This window comes from Trueperella bialowiezensis, from assembly GCF_900637955.1.
GTDB classification, from domain to species: Bacteria; Actinomycetota; Actinomycetes; order Actinomycetales; family Actinomycetaceae; genus Trueperella; species Trueperella bialowiezensis.
This window is the reverse complement of record NZ_LR134476.1, coordinates 765,436-790,367: the sequence shown is the minus strand read 5'-3', so window position 1 is coordinate 790,367 and position 24,932 is coordinate 765,436. Positions and strand designations below refer to the sequence as shown.

At 59.8% G+C, this 24,932-nt stretch carries 21 protein-coding genes, 1 tRNA gene and 1 pseudogene; 14 read left to right on the top strand and 9 right to left on the bottom strand.

All coding sequences use genetic code 11. The features are described from left to right. Positions 1–364 precede the first annotated feature (364 nt). The gene (rsmI, locus tag EL234_RS03665) at positions 365–1,189 is read left to right on the top strand and encodes a 16S rRNA (cytidine(1402)-2'-O)-methyltransferase (protein ID WP_126416195.1); all 825 of its coding nucleotides are present in this window, start codon (positions 365–367) and stop codon (positions 1,187–1,189) included. A gap of 587 nt (positions 1,190–1,776) precedes the next feature. Here the strand turns inward: rsmI and EL234_RS09515 are convergent. Beyond that, positions 1,777–2,355: pseudogene (locus tag EL234_RS09515) on the bottom strand (isochorismatase family protein); the annotation flags it as partial. A gap of 274 nt (positions 2,356–2,629) precedes the next feature. Between EL234_RS09515 and metG the strand changes: the two are divergent. The 7 genes from metG to EL234_RS03625 all read left to right on the top strand — a co-directional run bounded on the left by metG (position 2,630) and on the right by EL234_RS03625 (position 11,464). Next, the gene (gene metG, locus EL234_RS03655) at positions 2,630–4,459 is read left to right on the top strand and encodes a methionine--tRNA ligase (protein ID WP_126416193.1); all 1,830 of its coding nucleotides are present in this window, start codon (positions 2,630–2,632) and stop codon (positions 4,457–4,459) included. 2 nt (positions 4,460–4,461) lie between these two features. After that, complete coding sequence (locus EL234_RS03650) at positions 4,462–5,484, top strand: TatD family hydrolase (protein ID WP_126416192.1); 1,023 nt, start codon at positions 4,462–4,464, stop codon at positions 5,482–5,484. A 194-nt stretch (positions 5,485–5,678) separates the two neighbouring features. Beyond that, positions 5,679–7,010, top strand: a complete 1,332-nt coding sequence (locus EL234_RS09290; RefSeq protein ID WP_164712332.1) for an aggregation-promoting factor C-terminal-like domain-containing protein — start codon at positions 5,679–5,681, stop codon at positions 7,008–7,010. After that, on the top strand, positions 6,977–7,984 hold the full coding sequence (locus EL234_RS03640) for a ribosomal RNA small subunit methyltransferase A (RefSeq protein ID WP_241969077.1): 1,008 nt from the start codon (positions 6,977–6,979) through the stop codon (positions 7,982–7,984). The genes EL234_RS09290 and EL234_RS03640 overlap by 34 nt, the downstream gene beginning before the upstream one ends. Positions 7,985–8,002: 18 nt before the next feature. Next, entirely contained in the window at positions 8,003–8,899 is an 897-nt protein-coding gene (locus EL234_RS03635; RefSeq protein WP_126416191.1) for a 4-(cytidine 5'-diphospho)-2-C-methyl-D-erythritol kinase, read from the top strand. Then, the gene (locus tag EL234_RS03630) at positions 8,899–10,749 is read left to right on the top strand and encodes an ABC-F family ATP-binding cassette domain-containing protein (RefSeq protein ID WP_126416190.1); all 1,851 of its coding nucleotides are present in this window, start codon (positions 8,899–8,901) and stop codon (positions 10,747–10,749) included. The genes EL234_RS03635 and EL234_RS03630 overlap by 1 nt, the downstream gene beginning before the upstream one ends. A gap of 214 nt (positions 10,750–10,963) precedes the next feature. Further along, complete coding sequence (locus EL234_RS03625; RefSeq protein WP_126416189.1) at positions 10,964–11,464, top strand: MarR family winged helix-turn-helix transcriptional regulator; 501 nt, start codon at positions 10,964–10,966, stop codon at positions 11,462–11,464. Between the two features lie 135 nt (positions 11,465–11,599). On the opposite strand, the gene EL234_RS03620 is transcribed toward EL234_RS03625, so the two are convergent. The 3 genes from EL234_RS03620 to EL234_RS03610 all read right to left on the bottom strand — a co-directional run bounded on the left by EL234_RS03620 (position 11,600) and on the right by EL234_RS03610 (position 14,606). Beyond that, positions 11,600–12,826: an ABC transporter permease gene (locus tag EL234_RS03620; RefSeq protein WP_126416188.1), complete on the bottom strand. Its 1,227-nt coding sequence runs from the start codon at positions 12,824–12,826 to the stop codon at positions 11,600–11,602. Further along, positions 12,823–13,791, bottom strand: a complete 969-nt coding sequence (locus EL234_RS03615) for an ABC transporter ATP-binding protein (protein ID WP_126416187.1) — start codon at positions 13,789–13,791, stop codon at positions 12,823–12,825. Before EL234_RS03615 ends, EL234_RS03620 begins: the two co-directional genes overlap by 4 nt. 152 nt (positions 13,792–13,943) lie before the next feature. Beyond that, a complete protein-coding gene (locus EL234_RS03610; RefSeq protein WP_241969075.1) occupies positions 13,944–14,606 on the bottom strand; it encodes a TetR/AcrR family transcriptional regulator in 663 nt (220 codons plus the stop codon). 125 nt (positions 14,607–14,731) lie between these two features. On the opposite strand from EL234_RS03610, the gene EL234_RS03605 reads away from it, so the two are divergent. The 3 genes from EL234_RS03605 to EL234_RS03595 all read left to right on the top strand — a co-directional run bounded on the left by EL234_RS03605 (position 14,732) and on the right by EL234_RS03595 (position 16,966). Further along, positions 14,732–14,802, top strand: a tRNA-Gln gene (locus tag EL234_RS03605). A 17-nt stretch (positions 14,803–14,819) separates the two neighbouring features. Beyond that, positions 14,820–15,869 carry an NTP transferase domain-containing protein gene (locus tag EL234_RS03600; RefSeq protein ID WP_126416186.1) on the top strand — a complete coding sequence of 350 codons (1,050 nt, stop codon included), beginning with the start codon at positions 14,820–14,822 and terminating at the stop codon, positions 15,867–15,869. A 116-nt stretch (positions 15,870–15,985) separates the two neighbouring features. Next, positions 15,986–16,966, top strand: a complete 981-nt coding sequence (locus tag EL234_RS03595; RefSeq protein WP_126416185.1) for a ribose-phosphate diphosphokinase — start codon at positions 15,986–15,988, stop codon at positions 16,964–16,966. A gap of 21 nt (positions 16,967–16,987) precedes the next feature. On the opposite strand, the gene EL234_RS03590 is transcribed toward EL234_RS03595, so the two are convergent. The 5 genes from EL234_RS03590 to EL234_RS03570 form a co-directional block, all read right to left on the bottom strand. Then, positions 16,988–18,271 (bottom strand): amidase, encoded by a 1,284-nt coding sequence (locus EL234_RS03590; protein ID WP_126416184.1) that lies wholly within the window; start codon positions 18,269–18,271, stop codon positions 16,988–16,990. Between the two features lie 8 nt (positions 18,272–18,279). After that, on the bottom strand, positions 18,280–19,680 hold the full coding sequence (locus EL234_RS03585) for a short-chain fatty acid transporter (RefSeq protein ID WP_126416183.1): 1,401 nt from the start codon (positions 19,678–19,680) through the stop codon (positions 18,280–18,282). 96 nt (positions 19,681–19,776) lie between these two features. Then, the gene (locus EL234_RS03580) at positions 19,777–20,952 is read right to left on the bottom strand and encodes a thiolase family protein (protein WP_126416182.1); all 1,176 of its coding nucleotides are present in this window, start codon (positions 20,950–20,952) and stop codon (positions 19,777–19,779) included. Beyond that, on the bottom strand, positions 20,952–21,611 hold the full coding sequence (locus EL234_RS03575; RefSeq protein WP_126416181.1) for a 3-oxoacid CoA-transferase subunit B: 660 nt from the start codon (positions 21,609–21,611) through the stop codon (positions 20,952–20,954). The genes EL234_RS03580 and EL234_RS03575 overlap by 1 nt, the downstream gene beginning before the upstream one ends. Further along, complete coding sequence (locus tag EL234_RS03570; RefSeq protein WP_126416180.1) at positions 21,608–22,288, bottom strand: 3-oxoacid CoA-transferase subunit A; 681 nt, start codon at positions 22,286–22,288, stop codon at positions 21,608–21,610. Before EL234_RS03570 ends, EL234_RS03575 begins: the two co-directional genes overlap by 4 nt. 160 nt (positions 22,289–22,448) lie before the next feature. On the opposite strand from EL234_RS03570, the gene EL234_RS03565 reads away from it, so the two are divergent. The 3 genes from EL234_RS03565 to pth all read left to right on the top strand — a co-directional run bounded on the left by EL234_RS03565 (position 22,449) and on the right by pth (position 24,925). Continuing rightward, positions 22,449–23,363: a LysR family transcriptional regulator gene (locus tag EL234_RS03565; RefSeq protein ID WP_126416179.1), complete on the top strand. Its 915-nt coding sequence runs from the start codon at positions 22,449–22,451 to the stop codon at positions 23,361–23,363. Between the two features lie 187 nt (positions 23,364–23,550). Further along, a complete protein-coding gene (locus EL234_RS03560; RefSeq protein ID WP_126416178.1) occupies positions 23,551–24,186 on the top strand; it encodes a 50S ribosomal protein L25/general stress protein Ctc in 636 nt (211 codons plus the stop codon). A 151-nt stretch (positions 24,187–24,337) separates the two neighbouring features. Continuing rightward, complete coding sequence (gene pth / locus EL234_RS03555; protein ID WP_126416177.1) at positions 24,338–24,925, top strand: aminoacyl-tRNA hydrolase; 588 nt, start codon at positions 24,338–24,340, stop codon at positions 24,923–24,925. The last annotated feature ends 7 nt before the right edge of the window (positions 24,926–24,932 follow it).

Below are 24,932 nucleotides of genomic sequence, written 5' to 3'. Positions count from 1 at the left end.
ATCTGTTATCGGTTGCCGAGCAGCTCAGCCTGAACCACGTGCTCGTGTGCGCGAGCAGCGTTCATGAGAGCGTTGCGGGTAACCTTCATGTTCGAAAACAGCTTCCAGTTCTTCATCAGTGCGTCCCTCCTTTCCTTTCTCCTCACATAGAAAAACCAGCTTTCGCTGGCACTGTGACCCGGTTGGTCACGTCTAAATCTTAACATTGAGATGTACGTATATAAAATTTGTTGCTCATCATCACATATTGGAACACCTGTCCGCATTCCGGGCGGCACTTGGCTCGACTTTTGGGCAGCCCACGCGCTCATGCTCGCGCCCATGTTGGGTGCCAACCTGCGCTATGCGGCGGTAGTCTGGCTCCATGATTGTTTTAGCTGGCACCCCGCTCGGTAACGACGACGACGCCTCACCCCGCCTACGCGCCGAACTAGCGGGAGCCGACCTCATCGCAGCCGAAGACACCCGCAGGCTCCTCAATCTTGCTGGCCGCCTCGGCGTGCAGATCTCGGCGCCCGTCACCGCCTACCACGAGCACAATGAGCGCGACGCCGCGCAGTCCCTAGTTGCCGCCGCCAGCCAGGGCAAGCGGGTGGTCGTGGTAACCGATGCCGGAATGCCTGCGATCTCCGATCCCGGTTACAGGCTGGTGTCGCTGGCTGCCGAACAGGGGGTCGCCGTGACGGTGGTGCCAGGCCCGTCGGCGGTCTTGACTGCGCTCGCGGTCTCGGGGCTAGCCTCAGACAGGTTCGCCTTCGAGGGCTTCCCGCCGCGCAAAGACGGCGAGCGCCGCAGCTTCTTCGCAGCCCTTGCTGCCGAGCCGCGCACCACAATCTACTTCGAAAGCCCGCGCCGCCTCGAGCAAACCCTAGCCGTCATGGCCGACGAGTTCGGCGCCGACAGGCGGGCTGCCGTCTGCAGGGAGCTCACGAAAACCCACGAGGAAATCCGGCGTGGCACGCTGGCAGAACTCGCCGAGTGGGCGCACGACGTACGCGGCGAGATTGTCATCGTCGTCGAAGGCGCCAGCCCACAAGCACGCGACGCCCGGTCGCATGTGCCCGAAGTGCTCGAGTTGGCCGCCGCCGGACTGCGCCTCAAAGATGCCGCCGCACACGTCGCCAAACGCGAAGGCCTACGGAAGAACGAGCTATACGATCTTGCGCTAGCCGCGCGCTCGGCTCGCTAGCTACCCGCTCAGATCGCTCACCGTCTGTTCAGCCCGCTCAGCTCAATAACGTTAGCTTGGGCCGGCTTCGGCCTGACGCTGCGTAGTCGCTAGCCTTGCGGCTTGTAGTCGATGTCCGAGAAGTCAAAGTCGGAGTCGTCGGCGTCGCCGGAAAAATCGATCTCGTCGTCGATGTCGAAATCGTCGAGGTCGAAGTCGGATAGGTCGTAGTCCGAGAGGTCTTCGTCTAGCTCCACGCGGTTGGCGAGCGTGTCAAGCTCCTCTTCTTCGCCGTCTGAAGTCAGTTCGGCGTCGGATTCTTCACCATAGTCGTCGAGGTTATAGGAGTCCTCCGCGGCGATGAGCGGCTTGCCGCGAACCGGTTCGTCGTCGCGATAGTCGGCCGCGCCGTATTCGTCGTCTTCGAAGTCGTCGGCAATCCCGTCGCCGTCGAGGTCGCCGGTCTGCATGTCGTCCCAGTCGGTGTCGTTCCAGTGGTCGTCGTCAGCCTGCCAGCCCTCGTTCCAGTCGGCGCCGGATTCCCAGCCGTCGTCGCCGTCGTCGTCAAAACCGGGGATCGGCGCGTCCTCGCCCTCCTCGTAGAAGCCGAAAGCCTCGCGCGAATCGAGCTGTTCCACGCCGGCCTCGTCCATTTCCACGCGGGCGGCCGCGCCGAGCTCTTCCGACGTCGGCACGGTCAGATCCGAGAAAACCCGCACCTTCCACCCGGAACGCAGGGCGTCCAACGCCGTCTCTTTCACGCAGTGCGATTCGGCGATGCCCACCACGTCAACGGTGGAGACGTCCGCCTTGCGCAAGATAATTTCAAGGGTGTCGCCGGCCGCGTTCTTGCCTTCAAAACCGGAGTAAGCGGCAGAGTATTCGCCCTTCTTCACCCCGTCGTCGAGGGGGAGGGAGGCGATGGCGTCGTGCAGCTCGGCCTCGGCCGTGCCAGCCACGCCGTGCGGCGGCCAAGAATCCACGAAATCGGGCTCGTCAGAAAAGTGGCTACCCGGATCAATATGCCAGTCCTGGGTGGTGACGATGAGGTCGTATTCGTCGGCGTTATCCGTCACGAAATCGGCGATTCGTTCGGCGACGGCGTTGCCGCCCTCCACGCCCAGCGCCCCACCTTCTGTGAAAGTGGGCTGTACGTCAACGATGATCAGTGCGCGAGATTCGGACATGAGGCTACCTCCTTGGTGGCTCCGGTCGTCGTTGCCGCTATTTTACTCGCTATACGCGCACTTTGATACTTGGCTTTCTAACTCGGGCTTATACTCGGCCCACTCCGCGTAGCACATGAAAAAAGGGCTGTTTTACATGCTTTTTGGCAATGAGATTACGCCTGGTCATGTTTTATGCGGATCCGCCCGGGTATCGCCGGTCGCGGAGCGCCGCAGGGCGAGCCGATTCCGGGCAAGTTTCACGTCTGGCGCCGAAAACGCATACCCTAGAGGCATGTCTAGAATCCTTTCAGCTGTCGCTTGGCCCTATGCAAACGGACCACGCCACATCGGCCACGTTGCCGGTTTTGGTGTGCCCTCGGATGTTTTTTCGCGCTACATGCGAATGCGCGGGCACGACGTGCTGATGGTCTCTGGCACGGACGAACACGGCACCCCGATTCTGGTGGCCGCGGAACAGCAGGGCGTCTCACCCCAAGAGTTGGCTGACACGAACAACCGGATCATTGTGGAAGACCTCGTCAAGCTCGGCCTGTCCTACGATTTGTTTACGCGTACGACGACGAAGAACCACGAGGACGTGGTCATGCACCTGTTCGAAGGCTGCCGCGATAACGGTTACATGATCGTGGAAGAAACACCCGTGGCGATCGATCCGGAAACGGGCAACACGCTTCCGGACCGCTACATCGAGGGCACGTGCCCGTTGTGTGGGGCGGCCGGAGCGCGCGGCGACCAGTGTGACGCCTGCGGTAACCAGCTCGATCCGCACGACCTGATCGACCCGGTGTCGAAAGTCTCCGGCCTTACCCCGGAGTTCAAGAAGACCGAGCACTACTTCCTCGACCTGCCCGCACTCGCCGACGCGCTGGGTTCCTGGCTGGACCGCGTGGAAGAAGACGGCAAGTGGCGTCCGAACGTCATCGCGTTTTCCAAGCACCTGCTCGAAGATATCCGCCCGCGGGCGATGAGCCGCGATATCACGTGGGGCATTCCCGTCCCGGGTTGGGAGGACCGGCCGAACAAGCGGCTGTACGTGTGGTTCGACGCCGTCGTCGGCTACCTTTCGGCAGCCATCGAGTGGGCGCGCCGCCGCGAAAAAGCGGGAACCGGCTCGAAGGACGACTGGAAACTGTGGTGGAACGACCCGCAGGCCCTGTCCTATTACTTCATGGGCAAAGACAACATCGTGTTCCACAGCCAGATCTGGCCGGCCGAACTGCTCGCCTACAACGGCGAGGGCAGCAAGGGCGGGCAGCCAGGCGAGTTCGGCACGCTCAATCTGCCCACGCAGGTGGTGGCCTCCGAGTTTCTCACGATGGAGGGCAAGAAGTTCTCCTCGTCGAAGGGCATCGTGATCTACGTTCGCGACGTGCTGGAACGCTACCAGCCCGACGCGCTGCGCTACTTCATTTCGATCGCCGGCCCGGAAAGCCAGGATTCGGATTTCACGTGGAGTGAGTTCGTGCGCCGCAACAATTCGGAGCTCGTGGCCGGTTGGGGCAATCTTGTTAACCGCACGGCTGCCATGATCGCCAAGAATTTTGGCGAGATTCCGCCAGCTGGCGAGCTCGACGACGTCGACGCGGCTCTGCTTGACGCGGTGGCTGCCGGTTTCGATACGGTCGGCGATTTGATCGGGAGCCATCAGCAGCGGGCGGCGCTCGCGGAGATCATGCGCTTGGTGGGGGAGGCGAATGCCTACGTGGCGCGTACCGAGCCGTTCAAACTCAAGGCGCCCGAGCAGCGCGAACGCCTGGGCACGATCCTCAACACGCTTATCCAAGCCGTGTCCGATTTGAACACGATGATGTGCGTGTTCTTGCCGCACTCGTCGAACACGATCGATGCGATCCTCGGCGGTACTGGGGATATTGCGCCGATGCCGCGCATCGAAGAGGTCACCGACCTCGACAACGGCTACGCCTACCCGATCATCACCGGCGACTACGGAAGCGTACGCACGTGGGAGCGCCGCATCGTCACGCCCGGCACGCCGATTTCGAAGCCGAAGCCCGCATTCGTCAAGCTCGACGAGTCCGTGGTGGCCGACGAACTGGCTCGCTTGGGCTACGACGTCGACGGCAACCCGCTCGAGGCATAAGCATGCACGACGTGAAGCCCGCCAAACGCAAGATCATCGGCAAGGGGATTCCCGGGCAGGCGATCCCGCCGCAGCCGGGCTCGAAGAAGGACCGCAAGCGTGCCTTCCCGCAGATCCCGGAGCCGTGCGCGGTGCCGATCGTGGACAACCACACGCACTTTTATCCCGATCCGGTGCCCGCAGACGGCGGGGAACCGGTGCAAAATGTCAACCTTGAGGGCTCGTGGAAGCCGCCGCTGCTGCTGCACAATCACCTGACGGGCATGCGCGAGGCGGGCGTGCGAGCGGCGATCTCCTCGGGCTGCGACGTGCCGATGCTCGAATGGACGCGCGATCTGGCCCGCGAGGTCGATGAGCTGTGGGCGGCACTTGCGATCCACCCGAACGAGGCGCCACTGCATGCGGGTGTGCGCGAGGTGGCCCCTGACGGCAACGAGCCGCGAGTGGATGCTCACCACGAGCAGTATTCCCTGGACGAGGCGGTTGCGAAAGTGGCGGAGTTAGCCGCCGACGACGCCGTCGTCGCCATCGGAGAAACCGGGCTCGACTATTTCCGCACCGGCGAGGCCGGGAAGGCGGCGCAGAAGCGTTCGTTCCGCGACCACATTGCGCTCGCGAAAGAGCTTGGCAAGCCGATGCAGATCCACGATCGCGAGGCGCATGCCGACGTCGTCGAGATCCTGCTCGCGGACGGCGCTCCGGAGCGAACCGTGTTCCATTGCTTTTCTGGCGACGCCGAGCTGGCGCAGATTTTGGCAGAGAACGGATGGTATGCGTCATTTGCGGGCAACGTCACGTACAAAGCGAACGGGGACTTGCGGGAGGGTTTTGAGGTGTTGCCCGACGAGCTGGTGCTCGTGGAGACGGACGCGCCCTACCTCACGCCGGAGCCATATCGGGGTCAGCCGAACGCGGTGTGGTCGGTGATCTATACGGCCCGCTATCTGGCCGATCTGCGCGGAATACCGGCTGACGAGTGGTGTGCTGTGATCGATCGGAACACGGCGGACGTTTACGGGATTTAGTGGCCGTCTTGCCGGTGCTGAGCCGTTGGCTTTCGGCCGTGATCCAGTGCGGTGGTTCGCCGACGCCGGGCGTCCAGGTTGTGGAATCGCCTACATCGCAGTTGCGAAAGATAACAATTTGATTACAATCGATCTCAGCAATGTTACAGGGCCCGTCGTCAATGCGACCACGGGATAATGTACTGGAGAATTTCTTGACGAGTAACACGCCGAGCAAGCAGCCCGCCTCGCGAACTGAGGCACGCTCATCAGCAGGTGCTGACACCGCAGTTACCTTCGACTGGAGCGGCATGAACGAGCCGCCCAAACCGGGTTCACGTAGGGCCCGCCGTCTAGCGGAACGAGAGGCGGCACGGGCCGCCGCTGAAGCCACCACGGCAAACGAGGGTGCGGCCACGGCAACCAAGGAGACGGCAATCAGGGGCGCAGCTTTCCGCGCACCCATTACCGCTACTCCAGATACGGCAGAGATTCCGCAGGTCAAGCGGGTCACCGTCAAGGGTGGCACGCCCTATGCGGAGACGATGAACTACCTGCTCGTGACCAGCCGGGTGAACGCGGCGCCAGTTGCGGCTCCGCGCCAGTACTCGAAGTCACGCCAACTGTTGAGTGCGACCTCCGTGCTCGTCGTCGCTACGGGCGCAGCGATTGCGGCCCCACTCATGCCCACCCGGCATGCTCCAGCCGAGCTTGCGGTAGCAGCGGTCGCGAACCCTGTGCAGGACGAAACCCCGGTAGCGGCTGCCAAGATTACGTTTGACGTCACTGTAGACGGCACGACGACGCCGGTCACCGCACCGGCAGGATCCACCTACGCCGGCGCGTTCGCCGAAGCTGGTATCGAAATCGGCCCGAACGACGAGGTGTCGGTTGCGCTCACCGACCAGATCACGGCGGCTCCCGTTACCATCGTGCGGGTGACCACGGCTACTGTGACAGAAGATTTCACCACCGAACACGAAACGGAACGCGTGGACGATCCTGATCTTGCTAAGGGCGAGGAAGTCGTTGAAACGCAGGGCGCGGACGGTACCGGCACGCGCAGCTACGAAGTGACCTACCGCGATGGCCAGGAATCCAGCCGTACCCTGCTGATTGAAGCGGTTCGCACGGAGCCCGTCACGCACGTCGTGCGAGTGGGTACCAAGGAGGTCGTGGAGCCGGAGGCCGCACCAGCAAGCGGATCGCACAGCGTTCCCGTGCCGGCCAGCGCGCCGGTCCCAGCCGGCTCGGCCCGCGAAATCGCTCAAGGCATGCTCGCGTCCTACGGTTGGGGCATGGATCAGTGGTCCTGCTTGGACGCCCTGTGGCAGCGCGAGTCGAACTGGAACACGTACGCCGCGAATCCGTCGTCGGGCGCCTACGGCATTCCGCAAGCCCTGCCAGGATCGAAGATGGCCTCGGCCGGCGCGGACTGGCAGACGAACCCCGCCACCCAAATCCGCTGGGGCTTGGGCTACATCCAAGGCCGTTACGGCAGCCCGTGTGGGGCGTGGGGTCATTCGCAGTCGCGCGGCTGGTACTAGTGCTCGGCCCGGTTCAGATTCGCGAGCTCGCTGATCGACTCGGGGTGCAGCCCACGAAAACGCGGGGCCAGAATTTTGTTCACGACGCCGGAACGGTGCGGCGTATCGTCCGCGATGCTGGTGTGGCCGACGGTGATGTTGTGCTCGAGGTTGGCCCGGGTCTTGGCTCGCTGACGCTCGCACTGCTCGAGGCAGGAGCCTACGTGTCCGCCGTTGAAATTGATCCGGTGTTGGCGGGCGCGCTACCGGATACGATTGCCGAGTTTGCGCCTGAGGCCGCCGCGGCCCGGTTCGCGGTGCTGGAATGTGATGCGCTGCAGGTGCGCCGAGGCGATTTGGCGGTACCGCCGGAACTGGCGGGTGTATCGGCTGGCGAACTGGCGGGTGCTGGTACAGGCGAGAGTTCGGCTGGCGCGAGCGACGGCCCGGTCAGCGAAGGCACGCTCGACCCCACCCACCTCGTGGCAAACCTGCCCTATAACGTCGCTGTACCCGTGTTGCTGACCGCGTTGGCAGAGTTTCCTAGCCTGCGGTCTGTGACCGTGATGGTCCAGCTCGAAGTAGCAGATCGGCTGGCCGCCCAGCCGGGCTCGCGCACGTATGGCGTGCCCTCGGTGAAGGCGAACTGGTATGGGAAGGTGCGGCGCGGCGCCAAGATTTCGCGCTCCGTGTTCTGGCCGGTTCCCAACGTGGACTCGGCGCTCGTGCACCTCGACGTACACGAGGGCGCCCATGCCGCCACCAACCCCGACTTGCGCGATCTGACCTTCGAGATCGTGGACGCCGCCTTCGCACAACGCAGGAAAACTCTGCGCGCGGCACTTGCCCCATGGGCTGGCGGCGCTGATGAGGCCGAAGAGATACTGCGCGCTGCGGAAGTGGATCCGACGCTGCGCGGGGAGCGGCTCGGCGTGGATGACTATGTGCAGATCGCCCGCGCCGCCCGGGAGCGATTCGGCCTAGCCCTTGCCTGAGGCGTTACGATAGTGGGCGTGCAACGCGTTTTAGTTTCAGCTCCGGCAAAGGTCAATTTGGCTCTCCGCGTGGGAGGCCCGCGCCCTGATGGTTTCCATCCGCTCGATACGGTGTTTGTAGCGCTCGATATTTTTGATGACGTCGAGGTCACCGCTGCCGACGAACTGACCTGCGAGATCACCGGACTGGGCGAAGACCTGCCGACCGATGAGACGAACCTAGCGATGCGGGCCGCGCGTGCCCTGCACGCGCGGCAGCGCTCGGAGGGGCCCAGCGGCGCGCACATATCTATTACGAAGAGGATCCCGGTGGCCGGCGGGATGGCCGGCGGTTCAGCCGACGCGGCAGCCACACTGGTGGCACTCAACAAACTGTGGGATCTCGGGCTGAGCGACCACCAACTCTCGCACATCGGCGCTGATCTTGGTTCGGACGTGCCCTTCGCACTCAAGGGCGGGATCGCCCACGGGCAAGGTCGCGGTGAACACTTAGACGAGGTCCCAGTGCTCGCACTACACGGCTGGGCGCTGATCACCCGCAGCGACGGACTGTCGACGCCCGCGGTATTCCGCGAGTTTGATCGCCTCAACCCCGATGCCGGCGAACCCGCCTCAACGGCCGACCTGCGCGAGGCGCTCAGCCGCGGCACGCTCGACGACGTGGCCGCGCTCGCGGTCAACGATCTGGAACCGGCGGCAGCCTCGCTCAAGCCCGAACTTGGTGCGATGCTCAGCGAGTTGCGCGCAGGCGGCCTACACGCCCTGCTCTCCGGTTCGGGCCCGACCATCGCGGTGCTCGCCGAGCCAGCGCAACTTCCTGGCCTGGCGGCTGACCTGGCCGCCCGCTACCCGGCCTGCTCAGTGCTGACCGCCTACGGTCCCGCCGCCGGCGCACACGTGCGAGAGGCAGAGTAATGGCACATATTCTTGGGATGGAAGACGTTGCCATCTCGCTTGGCACCCGGCCGATCCTCGCAGACCTCAATCTCGGCCTGGAAGACGGCAGCCGCATCGGAGTCGTCGGTCCGAACGGCGGTGGAAAGTCCACGCTGCTGCGCCTGCTCACGCGCGATCTGGAACCGGACACCGGGCGAGTCACGATGGTCGCAGACACGCATTTCGCCGTGCTTACCCAGAGGGACTCCATGCCGAACCAGCCCGTACGCGCCGCAATCCACGGCGAGGCCGCCACGTACGAGTGGGCGTCGGACGCCGCCATCCGCGAACTGCACGCTGGCCTCATCCCCGACATCGACTTAGACGCCCAGGTCAGCGAACTGTCAGGTGGGCAGCGCCGCCGGGTTGCACTTGCTGCGACGCTCGTGAAGCCGGCCGACGTCGTCGTGCTCGACGAACCCACCAACCACCTGGATATCGAGGGCGTCACGTATCTTGCGAAGTACCTCAACGAGCGGTTTGGTTCGGGGCAGGGCGCGCTCGTCGTCGTTACTCATGACAGGTGGTTTTTGGACGCCGTGTGCAACCGGCTGTGGGAGGTGGTTCCGGGGCACGACGGCGCCGGCGGGCGCAACCCCGTGGCCGGGCATGTGGAGACCTACGACGGCGGATATGCGGCTTATATTTTGCAGCGCGCCGAGCGCCAGCGGCTCGCCCAACAGGCTGCCGAAAAGCGGGCTAACCTGCTGCGCAAAGAGTTGGCCTGGTTGCGCCGCGGGGCGCCGGCTCGCACGTCCAAACCAAAGTTCCGCATCGAGGCAGCTAACGCACTCATCGCAAACGAACCCCCGCCGCGTGACACGGTGGAGCTCGCGCGGATGGCAACTCAGAGGCTCGGCAAGCGCGTGGTTGATCTGGAAGACGCGGCGTTTTCGTGGCCGGGCGCGGATCGGCCGGTTTTGGAGGGGGTGACGTTGCGGCTTGCCCCAGGTGAACGTATTGGTATTCTCGGTGCGAATGGCGCTGGAAAGTCCACGTTGTTGGGCCTGCTTGCGGGTCGCATTGAGCCAACTGCTGGCACGGTCAAAATCGGCAAGACTGTCAACGTGGCCGTGCTCTCGCAGAACACGCGAGAGTTGGACGAGGTTGCGCACCGGCGCGTCGTGGAATCAGTGGCCGACATCAAGCCGCACGTGGAGATTGGCGGCAAACCGGTGAGTGCCAGCCAGCTCGTAGAACAGCTTGGGTTTACGAGGGAGCGGGCGTGGACTGTGGTCGGCGAACTGTCGGGAGGAGAGCGACGCCGTCTGCAGTTCCTCCGCCTGCTCATGGGTGAGCCGAATCTGCTGTTGCTTGATGAGCCGACCAACGACTTGGATACGGACACGCTGGCAGCCATCGAGGATCTGCTCGACTCCTGGCCGGGCACGCTTGTGGTCGTCTCGCATGACCGCTACCTGCTCGAACGCACGACGGATCGGCAGATTGCCGTCATCGACGGGCGCGTGCGAGACCTGCCCGGCGGCGTCGACCAGTACATGGACATCGTGCGGCAGCGCGTGGCGGACAAGCCTGAGGCTAAGGAACCTGGTGCCGACCAGCACGCTGCGAAAACGACGTCGAACGCCGCGAAACACCGTGAGGCACGCAAGGCGATGGAGCGTGCCGAGCGGCGTATGACCCGCGTGCGAGGCAACATCGACAAGCTCGGCATCGAGCAGGCGGACGTGGCCGCGACCGTGAGCGAGACCGAAGAGTACGAACGCCTTGCAGATCTCGGCCGGCAGATCGCCCAGCTCAAGGATGAGCTCGACGAGCTCGAGCTGCAATGGCTAGATGCCGCGGAGGACGCGGAGCGTTACAGCTAGTCCCGTCAGGTGCAACCGCGCCGGCGTCGCTGGTCAAGTTTCGCTTCCCGGGGTATGCGTTTACTTCCGGGGGTATCAAATCCGGCGATTTGTCTACCCCGGGAACGCAACAGGTACCCCCGGAACGGCGGCGGGCTGGCTTGGCCGGGGCGCTGCACCGGAAAAGTAGCGCAAATTACACATCGTGTATCTTGATGTCGAGTAATATCGGAATATGACTACTGAGCGCGATGAAGTGGACGAGGTCGTAGCCGCATGGAAGCAGCAACGCCCCGATTTCGATGTTGAACCACTCGAAGTGTTTTCGCGCCTGTTACGGATCAACCGGCACTTCACCAAATTTCGCCGGGCGATCTACGCCAACCACGGTCTTGAGACGTGGGAGTTCGAAATGCTTGCCGCGCTACGCCGCGCACCGGGCCACACAATGACAGCCGGGCAGCTCATGAAGGACACGTTCGTCTCCTCAGGAACCATCACCAATCGGATTGACCGCATGCAGAAAAATGGGCTGGTCACGCGCGCGGCCGCCCCGGAGGACGGCCGCGTCGTTCAGGTGTGCGCAACCCCGAAAGGTATCGAAGCGGTTGACGGGGCGATGGGCGAGATCCTCGAGGTGGAGCGAGAAATCCTCAGCGAGGTCGGCCCCGAGCGCACCGCCGCAGCCGCCGACTACCTCAGCGCAATCCTCCAAGCGCTTGCGGCCCGCAGCTGATCATTTAAACCCGCAGCTAGCACAACGATTACAGGTTTGCTCCCGCGCCCTGGCAGTCCGCAACTAACCGGGTGCTAGCAGCCCGCAGCTGACCGCAAACTCCCACCCGCAGCATGCCCGGGGCAGCTGGCAGGCCTAGTTCCGCCCGCCGCGCAGGGCGTCGAGAACCTTGAGTTTGCGGCCCGTGTGCAGGATCGAGTTTTCGTAAATCTTGCCAGCCACGACCGCGACAGCCGGAATAGCGAGCGTGCTGAGTACGGCCGAAAGAATGAGCTCCGGCGTCGTGACAGTCTCGTAGGCTTGCCGGGCCGGCATGAGGAACGGGCCGAAACCGGGAATCTGCGAAAGAACTTTCGTCAGCGTCGAATCCGGTGCAGATGGCACGAGGAACAGCGCCGCATAGAACGGCACCAGCAACACCAGCGAGATCGGCGTGGTGACGGCTGCGAGATCCTCCTGGCGGGAGGCCGTGGACGCCAGCGCGCCGGTCAGCATGGCGTAGAAGAAGAAACCCAGCACGAGCCACACGAGCATCCAGCCGAGCAGGCTGGACACGTCGAGTGGGATGAACACGTCGGCGATCTCGAGCGCGACGAATGCGGCAAGCACAAACAGTGCGAACTGGCCGATGATGAAGATCCCAATTCCGAGCACTTTGCCAAGCAGCATCGTGCGGGGCTTGATCGTGGTGAGCAGGATTTCGACGACGCGCGAGGACTTTTCTTCGACCACCCCGTTGGCGATCGTCGTGATTCCCATGATGATCATCATGAACATGAGGAACAGCCCGATGAGCGAGGAGAAGTAGCCGATGGGGTTCGTCATGATGAGGTTTGCGCTGCCGATGGTTACGAGCTGCACTTGTACTGACACGTGTGCTTGTAAGGCGTCGAGTTGGTCTGCGCTGAGATCATGGCCGAGGCTTTCGGTGTACCACGCGGTGGCGGCCGCGTTGACGATGTTCTGCAGGCGCTGATCTGGCCCGCCAGCGCCGTCCGATCCCATGAGTACGAGCGGGTCGCCCGGAATGCCAGCGAGCACCGCGGCAGGGCCGGTATCCTCGGCCTGTGCGTTGGCTTCGAGGAAGGACTCACCCGTACCCTCGTCGATCATCTGCACATCTGCCAGTCCGCCGCTCGCTCCTTCAAGGTGTTCGGCGTAGTCAGCCATCTGCGCTTCCACCGCGATCACGGCAGGGGCCGGAGCGACCGGGGTGTCCTCGGCGTCGTCGTCGCCACCTAAAAATATGCGCCCCGCGACGCCGGCGATCAAGATCAACGCAACGACGACCACCGTCGAAATAATCATCGCCCGATTACGCAGCAGCATTGCAAGTTCACGGCGAATAATCTGAATGATCATGCTTTCTTACCTCCGAAAATGCGGGCGAAGAATCCGGGTTTCTTAGCGCTAGTGTCTGCGGCAGGCTGCGGAACTTCCACGATGTCGCCGAACAGGTCCGTCAGCGACGGGCGTACGTGACTAAAGCCGTGCACCGGGCTGACTTCGAGTGCCGCCCGCAGGGCCTGCTGGTCCGAGACCCCGGCCGGTAACCGGAAGCGGAGTTTGCGTTCGTCGCTGAGTTCCGCGGCGATCCCGAGCGGGGCTAACGCGCCGGCAACCGCACGGGCGTCTTCAGCTTCAATTTCGACGACGGCGTCCGAGCCCTTCGCCCGTAGCTCGTCGATCGTTCCTTCCGCGGCGATCTTGCCAAGCGAAGAAATTCCCACCCGGTCGCACAGGCGCTCCACAAGGTCCAGCTGATGGGAGGAGAACACGACGGTCGCGCCCTGCTGTGCTTTTTCGCGGAGAACCTGGCTCATGTCGCGAACCGCGAGTGGGTCGAGGCCGGAGAATGGTTCGTCGAGTACCAGCACTTGCGGGTCGTGGACGAGCGCGGCGGCCAACTGGACGCGCTGCTGGTTGCCGAGCGAGAGGGCCTGCACTTCGTCACCCCGACGCATGTGAACGCCGAGGCGCTCGGTCCAATACTCCATTGCCGCCGTCGCCTCGCTGCGCGACTTGCCATGCAAACGCGCAAAGTAGACGAGCTGTTCGCCCACCTTCATCTTGGGGTAGAGGCCGCGTTCTTCGGGCATGTAGCCGAAGCGTTGGCGATCTTCGAACGTGAGCGGTTTGCCGTTCATTCGCACGTCGCCAGAATCGGCTTTGAGCACGCCGAGCATGATCCGCATCGTCGTCGTTTTGCCCGCGCCGTTCGACCCGACGAAACCGTACAACTCGCCCGGGTGAACCGTGAAGTCCATGCCGTCGAGCGCCGTCGTGGATCCGAACGACTTATACAGTTGGTTTATCTCGAGACTCATCCAGCTTCTCCCTCGGTAAACACTGCGCCGAGTGGCGCGCAACACTTACAGGGTACGCGAGATGGAGACCTGGTTGGTAGGTCTGTAGATTGACGACGCCGTCGCACGGCCCTCGTTGCTCCGCGCGGCATCTAGCTCTTTTACGTGAACTCTTAGTTCTCTTGCGCGCCGTATTCGAGTTTGGGATCGCGTTCTAAGCCGCGCAGCCCGTTCCACATGATGTTGACCAGATGGGCGGCGAGTACCTCTTTGCTTGGTTCTTTGTGTTTGGCCCAAGATTGACCCATCGTGCCCATCATGCCTGCGAGCATTTGCCCGTACAAGGGCGCGGATTCCACGTTGAAGCCGAGCTGTTCAAAGTATGCGCCGAGTAGTTCGGTGAGGTGTTCGCCCATGTCCGACATGATGGTGGAGAACTGGGAGCCGGTGAGCACGTCTGGTGATTGGTGAACCATGAGGCCGAAGCCGTCCGGGTTGACTTCGATGTAATCGAGTAGCCCAACGATCGTCCCCTCCAGCGCTTGGCGCGGATGCAAATCTGGCCGGATCTGCGATTCGAGGATCTCGTTCAGGCGTGTGGTCTCACGGTCGACGATCACCTGGTAAAGGCCCTCTTTGCCGCCGAAATGTTCGTATATCACGGGTTTGGACACGCTGGCGGCGTTTGCGATTTCCTCGACCGACACGGCATCGAAACCGTGTGCAGCGAAAAGTTTGCGGCCGATGCCGATGAGCTGTTCGCGGCGTTGAACGCGCGTCATCCGGGCACGCTTCGGAGGGGAGGGCTGTTCAGGTGGGACAGTGTGCTTCGTCATGGCTCCATTATTGCAAGATCGCCGCGCTGATACTCAAAAGTGGTGAACCACCCACGCCGGGAGCGCCGCGATTTCGCGATCCGATTGGAAATTAGGCGGCTGGGGCTGGCACAATATAGGGGAATTCCGCCATGGTGTAATGGCAGCACACGGGTCTTTGGAACCCTTAGTCTAGGTTCGAGTCCTAGTGGCGGAGCGGTCAAAGGAGGAACCGTGTCAACATTGACGGCCGCAATCGTTCTGGCAGCAGGCAAAGGTACCCGTATTAAATCCGCGATCCCCAAAGTTTTACTCCCGATGTGCGGGCGTTCTTTGGTTGGTCATGTGAACGACGCCGTCACCGCAGCTGGCGCTGAGCATACGGTGTTTGTGGTGCGCCACGAACGCGAAAAGGTGGCCGCTCATATTCAGGAGATTAATCCGGGTGCGCTGATTGCTGATCAGGACGACGTGAAGGGAACGGGCCGGGCCGCGTGGTGCGGGTTGCAGGCACTCCCGGCCGATCTTGAGGGATCCGTGTTGGTGATCGCTGGTGACAGCCCGATGTTTACCGCTGCCTCGCTTGCCGAACTGGCGCGGGTGCATGCCGACGGCGGTAACGCCGTCACCGTCCTATCGGCCGTGTTGGACGATGCGACGGGCTACGGGCGCATCATGCGCGACGCCGCAGGCCCGGGTGAAGTTGCGGGTAACAAGGGTGCTACCGGCTCGGTCATCGGGATCGTTGAGCACTCCGATGCGAGTGAGAACCAGCTGGGAATTAACGAAGTCGGCACGTCCACCTATGTTTTTGACATCGCTTTCCTGCGGGAAATCTTGGACACCCTCGGCACGGATAACGCACAGGGCGAGGTATATTTGACCGACGCGATCGCGGCCGCACATAACTCCGGTCGCGGGGTCGGTTCGTTCGTACTTCCCGACGGCGCCGAAGCCTCCGGGGTGAACACGCTCGTCCAGCTGGCTGAACTGAGCGCAGAAAAGAATCGGCGCATTATTGACGAATGGATGTTGACGGGCGTGCGCGTCATTGACCCGGCCACCACGCAGATCGACGTGGGAGTCACACTCGAGCCAGACGCCGTCGTCGAACCGGGAACCATCCTGCGCGGAAATACGCACGTGGGCGCGTTCGCCGTCGTCGGCCCACACTCGACGCTCACGGACACCGAAGTGGGCGAACATGCGCAGGCGCCTTACGTCGTCGCGAATGGATCGCGGATTGAAGCTGGCCAAAACGTCGCACCGTTTAGCGTGCTCTAAGCCTGTGACCTTGGGTAAAGGCAGCCGAATGTGCGCAAATCGCAAATCTTCCCCCGCAATCGGGGGTAGGGTAGGAAACGCAAGAGCCACCTGTTGTCACGGGAGAAAGTAGTGTAATGACGGGCATCCACACCCACGGTGAGAAGCATCTGGTTTTAGCAAGCGGACGAGCACACCCCGAACTGGCGAAGGCGGTGGCCGCAGAACTAGGGATCGACCTGTTGCCGGTCACAGCCTACGATTTCGCTAACTCGGAAGTGTATGTGCGGTTCGACGAGTCGGTGCGTGGCTCGGACGTGTTCATCCTCCAGTCGATCACCGTGCCGGTGAACAAGTGGATCATGGAGGCGCTCATTATGGTCGACGCCGCTAAGCGTGCTTCGGCCAAGCGGATCACCGTGGTGCTGCCGAACTACCCGTATGCGCGTCAGGATAAGAAGCATAAGGGGCGTGAGCCGATTTCGGCGCGCCTGCTCGCGGATCTGTTTAAGACGGCCGGCGCGGATCGCATCATGTCGGTCGATTTGCACGCGGCGCAAACCCAGGGCTTTTTTGACGGGCCGGTCGATCACCTGTGGGCGATGCCGACCCTCGTCGAGTACGTGCGCACGCGGATCGACACGGCTAATTCCGTGGTCGTGTCCCCGGATGCGGGCCGAATCAAGGTGGCCGAACAGTGGGGCGACCGCCTGGGCGGCGTGCCGCTCGCGTTCGTCCACAAGACGCGCGACATCACGCGCCCGAACGAGGCGACGGCGAACCGCGTCGTTGGCGGAGTTGAAGGCCTGACGGCGGTGATCGTGGACGACCTTATTGACACGGCCGGCACAATTGCGGGGGCTGTGCGAGTAGTGCTCGAGGCCGGCGCGAAAGACGTGATCATCGCCGCCACTCACGGCGTGCTTTCCGACCCGGCTGTCAAGCGCCTATCCGAATGCGGTGTGCGCGAAGTGGTCATCACAGACACGATGCCGATCCCGGTAGAAAAGCGCTTCCCGCAGCTCACCGTGCTGCCGATCGCGCCCGTGCTCGCCTCGGCGATCCGTGAAGTGTTCAACGACGGCTCGGTGACAAGCCTGTTCGACGGCGCTTTCTAACGCCGCCGACAAAGGCCCAGCTTATTCAGAAATAGTGGTCGCTTTTTGAGCTGAGAGGCTAACACCTAAAATTTTGGTGACAGTCTCAGCCAGAGCGATCACTTTTTCGTCTTCGTTCAGTTTGCCAACTATTTGAAGTCCCAGCGGAAGTCCGCGAGTGACCGGAATTGGAACTGAAATTGCAGGGAACCCGAGCACGTTCCACGGATTCGTCAACTCCGCAAGACCGCCCCACGCATTGCTAACTCCCGAATCGTCCTGGATATCCCGCTGTCCGATGGCAGGGGTCTCTATTCCGACAGTAGGCAAAATGATCGCGTCATATGCCTCGAAGGCCTGCTCGACAGATTCGCGTTCTCTATTGCGGGCATCAAGAGCTGCTTCGTATTGTTCATCTGTTACTCCACGCAGATTCTCAATTCGTTCGCGGATCTGGGGATCATAAATATCTGGCCGTGATGATAAGAGGGGATCATGTATCTGGATACTCTCGTATCCAATAATGGTCAGGTAGAGGGAACGGAGCTTTTCAAGATCGATGCCCTCACGACAGTCTGAAAGTTCGACGCCTTGGTCTGACAGAGATTTGCAGGTGATCCTCCACTGCTCACGTATACGGGAACTGAGGCGGACCTGGGGATGGTCGGCCAAGTTTGCAAAGCGAATCGGTAACTCACCAGTTGACGTCTGGACTCGGCTCTCATTGGCTGAGAGAACGGGCCACGTCTTTTTCAATTGCTCAACTGAAGATGCCAGGACTCCAACGACATCGAGAGTCGGCGATAGGGGCATGACCCCGTCTAGCGGTAGCCGGTTCCATGTCGGTTTGAACCCGACGCAACCAACCATTGCGGCAGGAATTCTCACTGAACCCGCTGTGTCTGTTCCGAGTGCGACAGGGACAATCCCACGTGCGACAGCCGTACCAGAACCGCTACTCGAGCCGCCAGCCATTCGCGACCTGTCTTCAGGGTGTGTGACCGGACCAGCTGAGGACACATCACCGGTTGTTCCAAAAGCGAACTGATGGGTGTTCGTTTTTCCAACGACGACGGCTCCGGCATCAACGAGTCTTTGGACGACTGTTGCAGATGTATCTGGATAGTGTATGAAGTTGTAAGCTCCATAGGCGGTCGGCATGTCTACACAATCGATGACATCCTTGACGGCGATTGGTAAGCCAGCTAAGGAACCATTGCTGACGGCGGAGGAGTTATTCTTCGTAACGAATACGAAACTGTTGCTCCCGGAGCCGAGCTCAGCACGGGCAGATTGGACAGAGGTAGCAAAATCAATATCGTTCATATCAATACCTAGCCGAGATAACTCCAGCCAGCTAGTGCCGCGCTGAAGACAACAAGACCAACGAGGAACGTGACGAACGTGTACTTGAAAACTTCTCGCACACTGATTCCAGCTATTGCAAGCACTGGTAGTGCAAAGAATGGCTGAATCATATTCGTCAAGGTGTCGCCATAAGAAATAGTCATGACAGTGAGTGCCGGATCTACCCCAAGTTCGGCGCCCGCTTGAAGCATAATCGGGCCTTGGATAATGAATTGTCCACCGGCGCTTGGTACAGCCAAATTGACAATCATTGCTGAGACAAATGCGAACAACGGCAGTGTCTCAGTGTTGGAAATTGAAATGAAAGCGTCAGAGAGAACATTGATTAATCCGGTTCCGGTTGCGACACCAAGAATCCCTGCATACAAAGGGAACTGAAGCAGAACATCGCCCACTGAGCTTGTTGCATTTTTAACTAAAACGCCGAGTTCGCGAGGTGATCCCACGAACAGCATAATGCCAGCAAGCATCGCCCAGTTGACGATATTCAAGCTTAGGTCGAAGCCGTTTCTCGCGAAGTGGCTGATGAGAAAAGCGATAAGTAAGATACCAATAAATTTGGTTGTGATAGAGCGTGTTTCGATCCAATCTACGGGTGTCTCAGAGCTTCTAGGTATCACCGTCGATACGTCTCGCTCGAGTTCTTCCGAGTATGAGATTTCCTGGATTTCTTCGTCGGTTCGAGGGCGCACAAAATGGAGAGCGAAAGTTGTGAGAATAATGAATCCAGCGAGCGCAGCAAGATTCCACGGCGTCATGACCGTTTCGCTCAGTGGGATGGTATGCCCAAGTTGTTCTTCAACAAAAGACCCTCGAGAAGCAGAAGTGAGCGGAATAGTTCCGTTATACACGAGACCAGCCACAACAAAAGCTGAATAGGCTGATGCAACGAGTAAAGGAAAATCTACTTTGATGCCGCGGCGCGCCATCGACCCAGCAATTCCCTTCGCAAGAATAGCACCTGCAACGAGGCCGACTGCCCACTGGAAGATTGTCAATGCAACGGATGTTAAGAACACCATCGCATAGGCTTGCGGGGCAGTTTTAGGGAGATCAAAGACTTTCCGTAGCACTCGTTGTACAGGCCTTGTGTGAGTCAGCATATTTCCGAAGAAAAGCGCCAACGCTATTTGCCCCATGAACGCAAGGAGACCGGATAGCCCTTCTCCCCAGGCGTCAACAGTTTCGCGTGGTCCTGCATCTGTGAAGAGAAGCGCAGCAACCATAACTATAAAGGTAAGAAGTACAGCGAAAACAGTAGCTCCAGGAGTCCAGCGCTGAAATACCTGAGCGAGCACCATGTAAGGCGATGTCCGCTTCCTCTTTGGAGGCTTCGTTGTCTCCTTTTTCTCTGAGGTCGTATTCATCGGATTTACCTTTCTCTTTCGGGGAGGATTTTGAGAATGTTGTTTAAATAATGGAGAGAATCTTTTTTGAGTATTGCGCTAGCGAGGGCGCTAGCGTCATGCTCTTTCGATGATGATGGATAAGCCCTGTCCGACCCCGATACAGATTGAAGCCAACCCATAACGTAAGCCGCGTGCCTTAAGTGAATGTGCGAGATGACCGACAATACGTCCACCCGATGCGCCTAACGGATGACCGATGGCAATAGCGCCGCCGTCAACGTTGACTTTTTCAGGATCGAGATCCTTCCACTCCCGCAGACATGCGAGCGCCTGTGCTGCAAAAGCTTCGTTGAGTTCGACGAGGTCGATATCGTCCCAAGTCAACCCTGCTCGCTTGAGCGCGATATTTGCTGACTCAACAGGACCGATGCCGAAGATTTCCGGCGACACTCCGGATGCGCCTCGAGATACGATACGTGCTAGCGGTGTACCAAGAGTGTCCGCGAGACTTTCGTCCCCAACGATCATTGCGGCGGCGCCGTCGTTGAGGGAGGAAGCATTTCCTGCTGTTACAGTGCCGTTTTCTTTACGAAACGCAGTACGTAGTTTAGCCAAGCCCTCAACAGAGGTGTCCGGCCGGATTGTCTCGTCGCGCTCTAGGTCAACACCGGCTGAAACAATCTCGGCATCGTAACGTCCTGCATCCCAGGCTTCGGTAGCAAGGCGGTGGGAACGCGTTGCAAATTCATCCTGTTCTGTTCGTGATATGGCATAGCGTTCCGCCAGAATTTCAGCGCCTTCGCCAAGTGCAACGGTGTACTGCTTAGGCATATTGGGATTTACTAGACGCCATCCCAATGAAGTTGATTCAAGGGTTGCGCCCCCGGCTGGGTAAGCGCGTTCGGGCTTGAGCATGACCCACGGTGCGCGGGTCATGGACTCGACTCCACAAGCGATGACAGTAGTTGCATCACCGGTTTCAACTGCGCGAGCAGCTTGAATGACTGACTCAACACCCGATCCGCATAAACGATTAACCGTCACGCCCGGCACTGACACGGGAAGACCTGCTAAGAGCCATGACATGCGTGCTACATCGCGGTTTTCTTCCCCGGCACCATTAGCATTTCCCGCGATAACTTCATCGACACGCGCTGGATCAAGATCTGGGTGCCGCGCTAAAAGTTGAGAAAGTGTGGTGGCGAGCATGTCGTCAGGCCGTACCGTTGCCAGCGCCCTGCCAAACTTTCCAAATGGTGTACGTACAGCGTCATAAATGAAAGCTGACATTAGTTAACCTCCGTTGCATCTACAAGATCGAGCTCGAGCTTGTCGGCTAGCTCAGCAACCGTGATTCCGTGAGTGTCATGAATGATGGGAGTACCGTCTGTCAGCTCAACCGTTGCCAAATCGGTGTAGATCCGTTTGACACACCCCAAACCAGTTACCGGCATAGTGAGTTCCGAAAGGAGTTTTGGGTGTCCTTTCTTGGAGAACATGGTCATCATGACCCAGACTTCTTTGGCTCCGACAGCGAGATCCATTGCTCCGCCTACAGCTGGGATCGCGTCATCTTTACCAGAATGCCAGTTTGCAAGATCTCCGTTCACTGCAACCTGGAAAGCCCCCATGACGCATAGATCTAAATGGCCTCCCCGCATCATCGCGAATGAGTCGGCATGATGAAAGTACGAGCACCCTGGCAATTCTGTAACCGGGATTTTTCCTGCGTTGATGAGTTCTAAATCTATTTCGTCTCCCTTGGCTTCCGGACCCATGTTGAGCATGCCGTTCTCAGTGTGGAGAATCACCTGTTGTGAGGGGGCTAGGAAATTAGAAATCAGGGTGGGCATACCTATGCCGAGATTGGCAAAGGTTCCTGATGGGACATCCTTTGCTGCTCGCTGTGCAATACCTTCCCGAGTCAATGGGGATGCAGAGTTTTTCATGATTGAGCTCCATTCGGTGAATCAACCTTCACCACGGTGTCAACGTAAATACATGGCGTGATGACGTTTTCGGGATCGATCTGACCGGTCTGGACAATGTGCGAGACTTGGACAATTGTCCGCTTGGCGGCAGTCGCCATTATCGGCCCGAAGTTCCGCGCCGTTTTGCGGTACTGCAAGTTTCCAAGGCGGTCAGAGGCTTGCGCTTTGATCAAAGCAATATCGCCGAAGATTGGATATTCAAGAATGTAGGGACGGCCGTTTATTGTTCGGGTCTCTTTGCCCTCAGCTAGGAGGGTTCCATAGCCTGTATGAGTATAGAAAGCGCCGATTCCTGCACCAGCTGCGCGGATCCTTTCAGCAAGATTTCCTTGAGGAACTACCTCTAGTTCGATTTCGCCTCGACGATATTTTTCATCGAAATGCCAAGAATCTGATTGGCGTGGAAATGAGCAGATTATTTTGCGGACGCGACCAAGCTTGATGAGCCGAGCTAATCCCACGTCTCCGTTGCCCGCGTTGTTATTGACAACAGTCAGGTCACACGCACCTGAATCGATGAGCGCGTCGATGAGTTCTACCGGCTGTCCAGCTGAACCAAAACCGCCAATAAGAATTGTCGAACCATCAGGGGTGTCAGATAAAGCTTCTTCTACGGAGTCCATAAACTTCGCCATTTAAATGCCTTTGTTGAGATTGTTGACGATCGGATGCTTGACCGGGATCAATGCAACGTTGCGATCTCGGTGCTCAGCATCGTTAAAGCCAAGTGTGTATCGAATACGACAACGAATCATCTAAAATCAAATAATCAATCAGATTGTTTAGAAAAACTGAATGGAAAAGGCTATGGAAACGCGTTTGCTTGAAACATTCATTGTTCTCGCTGAAGAGCTTCACATTGGGAAGACGGCTGACCGTCTGCACGTTTCTCCTGCAACAATCTCGCAAAGGTTAGCGCAACTCGAAAAGCGGATCGGCGGTAAGCTCGCAGATCGCTCGACTCGCAGTCTAGTGCTGACCGATCTAGGGCACTTTCTACTCAACGAGGCAACAGTGTTGCTTGATCAGATGTCCGCAGCTAAAAGAAGGGTTCAAGCGAGGGCCTCGGGCAGTAGCGGTCGGCTACACATTTCTTTCATCGGCTCGGTTGGGCCAGTGGTGCTACCTGAATTAGTGGGACGGGTATCTGCGAACTTGCCGAATATGGCTCTTGAATTCGGCAGCCACGCTTTTACAAGAAAAATCGAGGAGCTATTGGAGCTTCGCCGAACTGATTTGGGTATTGTGCGCACACCGGTTCGATCCGCAGCTCTCGAATGGCGACCACTCTACGATGATCCGCTTGTTTTACTAGTTCCCGCAACGCACCGATTGGCAAAGGCTCAAAAAGTGGATCTGAACTCAGTTAAAGATGAAACGCATATTGTTTTCCCACAAAGGGAAGGTTCTGTAGTTGCAGACCAAGCTATGCGCATGTGCCGGGAAGCTGGCTATGAGCCGCGAAAAACAATCGAAATCTATGAAACTCTCACGGGAGTGGGTCTTGTTGCAGCAGGTATGGGTGTGTCAATTATGCCTCTGTCCACTCGGCGCATCGTTGGTTTGAAGGGCATTACTCATGTTGAGTGCAAGAATGGAATTATGACGCAGGTTGCAATGGTGTGGCGGAAAGATGACACAAATCCGTTACGTCAAAGATTTGTGAAAGAGATGGAGCGAGTCGGACGCCTACTGAGGAATCCCGTGTGATCTTTGCACGCGCGCTTTTCGCGCAGCTACCGCGGCGCTATAGTGGTGGAGTTGCCTCGGCGAGGGAACGTGTGCCAGCCACAAGCTGGTGGCACCAGTTCCGTTATCGACGCGGTGTCTATGCCTGCATAGTCTCCGTATCGGGGCGTGCTCGCAAATCGCGAGCGTTTAACGACAAGGAGAAAACATGGCATCTAAGACGCCGCAGCTGGAAACCACAGCACGCAATGAATTTGGTAAGGGCGCTTCGCGCCGCCTTCGCCGCGACGGCCTTCTTCCCGTGGTTGTGTACGGCCACGGAGAAGACCCGATTCACCTCACGGTCAATTACCACGATGCGTTCCTCATCGTGCGCGGTAACCCGAACGCGCTCATGCACCTTCTGATCGACGGCGACAAGCAGCTCGTCATCGTCAAAGACATTCAGCGCAACCCGCTTACCCGTCTCGTCGAGCACCTCGACCTGCTACGCGTGAAGGCGGACGAGAAGGTCCTCGTCGAGGTGCCTGTCGAAATCGTGGGCGAACCGTTCGGCATCGCGATCGCCACCCTCGAGCTTATGACCCTGCCCGTCGAAGCTCCTGTTACCGACATTCCGGAGACGATCGTCGTCGACGTCGAAGACCTCAAGGACGGCGAGAACGTGACGATCGCTGACATGAAGTTCCCCGAGGGTGTCACGACCGAACTTGAAGCCGACGAGGTCGTCGTCGTGGTTGCAGAACCGCAAGAAGTCGAACTTCCTGAACCTGAAGAAGGCGCTGAAGAAGAAGGCGAAGGCGCCGCTGAAGCTGACGCTGACGAAGCTGGCGAAGAAGAGTAACCAGCTGCTGCCGTTAGCGTGGAGGAGGGCCGGATTCGCCTACTGGGCGGGTCGGGCCCTCACTTCATGCATCGGTTTGTGACGGACACGGTTGATAGACTTGGCCGGGTCCGACCACCTGTAAGTCCAACCGGAGATCTGAAGGAAACCTATGTTTGCAGTTGTTGGCCTTGGTAATCCCGGGCCGCGATACGAGGCAACCCGCCACAACATTGGCCAGCACGTCGTGCACTTGCTGGCGCGCCGCGCGGGCACGGAGTTGGCGCTCCACAAGCAGACGAACACGCACGCCGCATCCGTGCGGGTGGGCGTGGCTCCGGGGGAGCTGGGTGAGCAGGTGATCCTGGGAATTTCGAACGCATACATGAACGTCTCCGGTGGTCCGGTGTCGGCGCTCATGAAATACTTTAAGATCGCGCCGGAGAACCTGATCGTCGTCCACGACGAACTCGACCTGCCATTTGGCACGCTGCGGCTCAAGCGCGGCGGAGGATCGGGCGGTCACAACGGGCTGAAAGACATCACGAAGGCGCTCGGCACACAGGACTACGTGCGCCTACGTTTCGGAATCGGGCGCCCGCCCGGCCGGCAAGACCCGTCCGACTTCGTGCTTGCCAAGTTTTCGGCGGCCGAAGATCGGCAGATCGACGTCTTGATTGACGAGGCGGCCGACGCCGTCGAAGACGTGCTCACCCTCGGCCTCGAGAAGGCCACACAGCGTCTGCACACCGGCAAGTAGCCTGCAC

Bases quoted from the DNA above. Each gene is read 5' to 3' on its own strand.
- EL234_RS03560 (WP_126416178.1), top strand. From the start codon at position 23,551: ATGGCATCTAAGACGCCGCAGCTGGAAACCACAGCACGCAATGAATTT.
- EL234_RS03565 (WP_126416179.1), top strand. From the start codon at position 22,449: ATGGAAAAGGCTATGGAAACGCGTTTGCTTGAAACATTCATTGTTCTC.
- EL234_RS03650 (WP_126416192.1), top strand. From the start codon at position 4,462: ATGCACGACGTGAAGCCCGCCAAACGCAAGATCATCGGCAAGGGGATT.
- EL234_RS03590 (WP_126416184.1), bottom strand. From the start codon at position 18,271: ATGAACGATATTGATTTTGCTACCTCTGTCCAATCTGCCCGTGCTGAG.
- EL234_RS03575 (WP_126416181.1), bottom strand. From the start codon at position 21,611: ATGAAAAACTCTGCATCCCCATTGACTCGGGAAGGTATTGCACAGCGA.
- EL234_RS03620 (WP_126416188.1), bottom strand. From the start codon at position 12,826: ATGATCATTCAGATTATTCGCCGTGAACTTGCAATGCTGCTGCGTAAT.
- EL234_RS03595 (WP_126416185.1), top strand. From the start codon at position 15,986: ATGACGGGCATCCACACCCACGGTGAGAAGCATCTGGTTTTAGCAAGC.
- metG (WP_126416193.1), top strand. From the start codon at position 2,630: ATGTCTAGAATCCTTTCAGCTGTCGCTTGGCCCTATGCAAACGGACCA.
- EL234_RS03630 (WP_126416190.1), top strand. From the start codon at position 8,899: ATGGCACATATTCTTGGGATGGAAGACGTTGCCATCTCGCTTGGCACC.
- EL234_RS03615 (WP_126416187.1), bottom strand. From the start codon at position 13,791: ATGAGTCTCGAGATAAACCAACTGTATAAGTCGTTCGGATCCACGACG.
- pth (WP_126416177.1), top strand. From the start codon at position 24,338: ATGTTTGCAGTTGTTGGCCTTGGTAATCCCGGGCCGCGATACGAGGCA.
- EL234_RS03610 (WP_241969075.1), bottom strand. From the start codon at position 14,606: ATGACGAAGCACACTGTCCCACCTGAACAGCCCTCCCCTCCGAAGCGT.
- EL234_RS03625 (WP_126416189.1), top strand. From the start codon at position 10,964: ATGACTACTGAGCGCGATGAAGTGGACGAGGTCGTAGCCGCATGGAAG.
- EL234_RS03570 (WP_126416180.1), bottom strand. From the start codon at position 22,288: ATGGCGAAGTTTATGGACTCCGTAGAAGAAGCTTTATCTGACACCCCT.
- EL234_RS03580 (WP_126416182.1), bottom strand. From the start codon at position 20,952: ATGTCAGCTTTCATTTATGACGCTGTACGTACACCATTTGGAAAGTTT.
- rsmI (WP_126416195.1), top strand. From the start codon at position 365: ATGATTGTTTTAGCTGGCACCCCGCTCGGTAACGACGACGACGCCTCA.
- EL234_RS03585 (WP_126416183.1), bottom strand. From the start codon at position 19,680: ATGAATACGACCTCAGAGAAAAAGGAGACAACGAAGCCTCCAAAGAGG.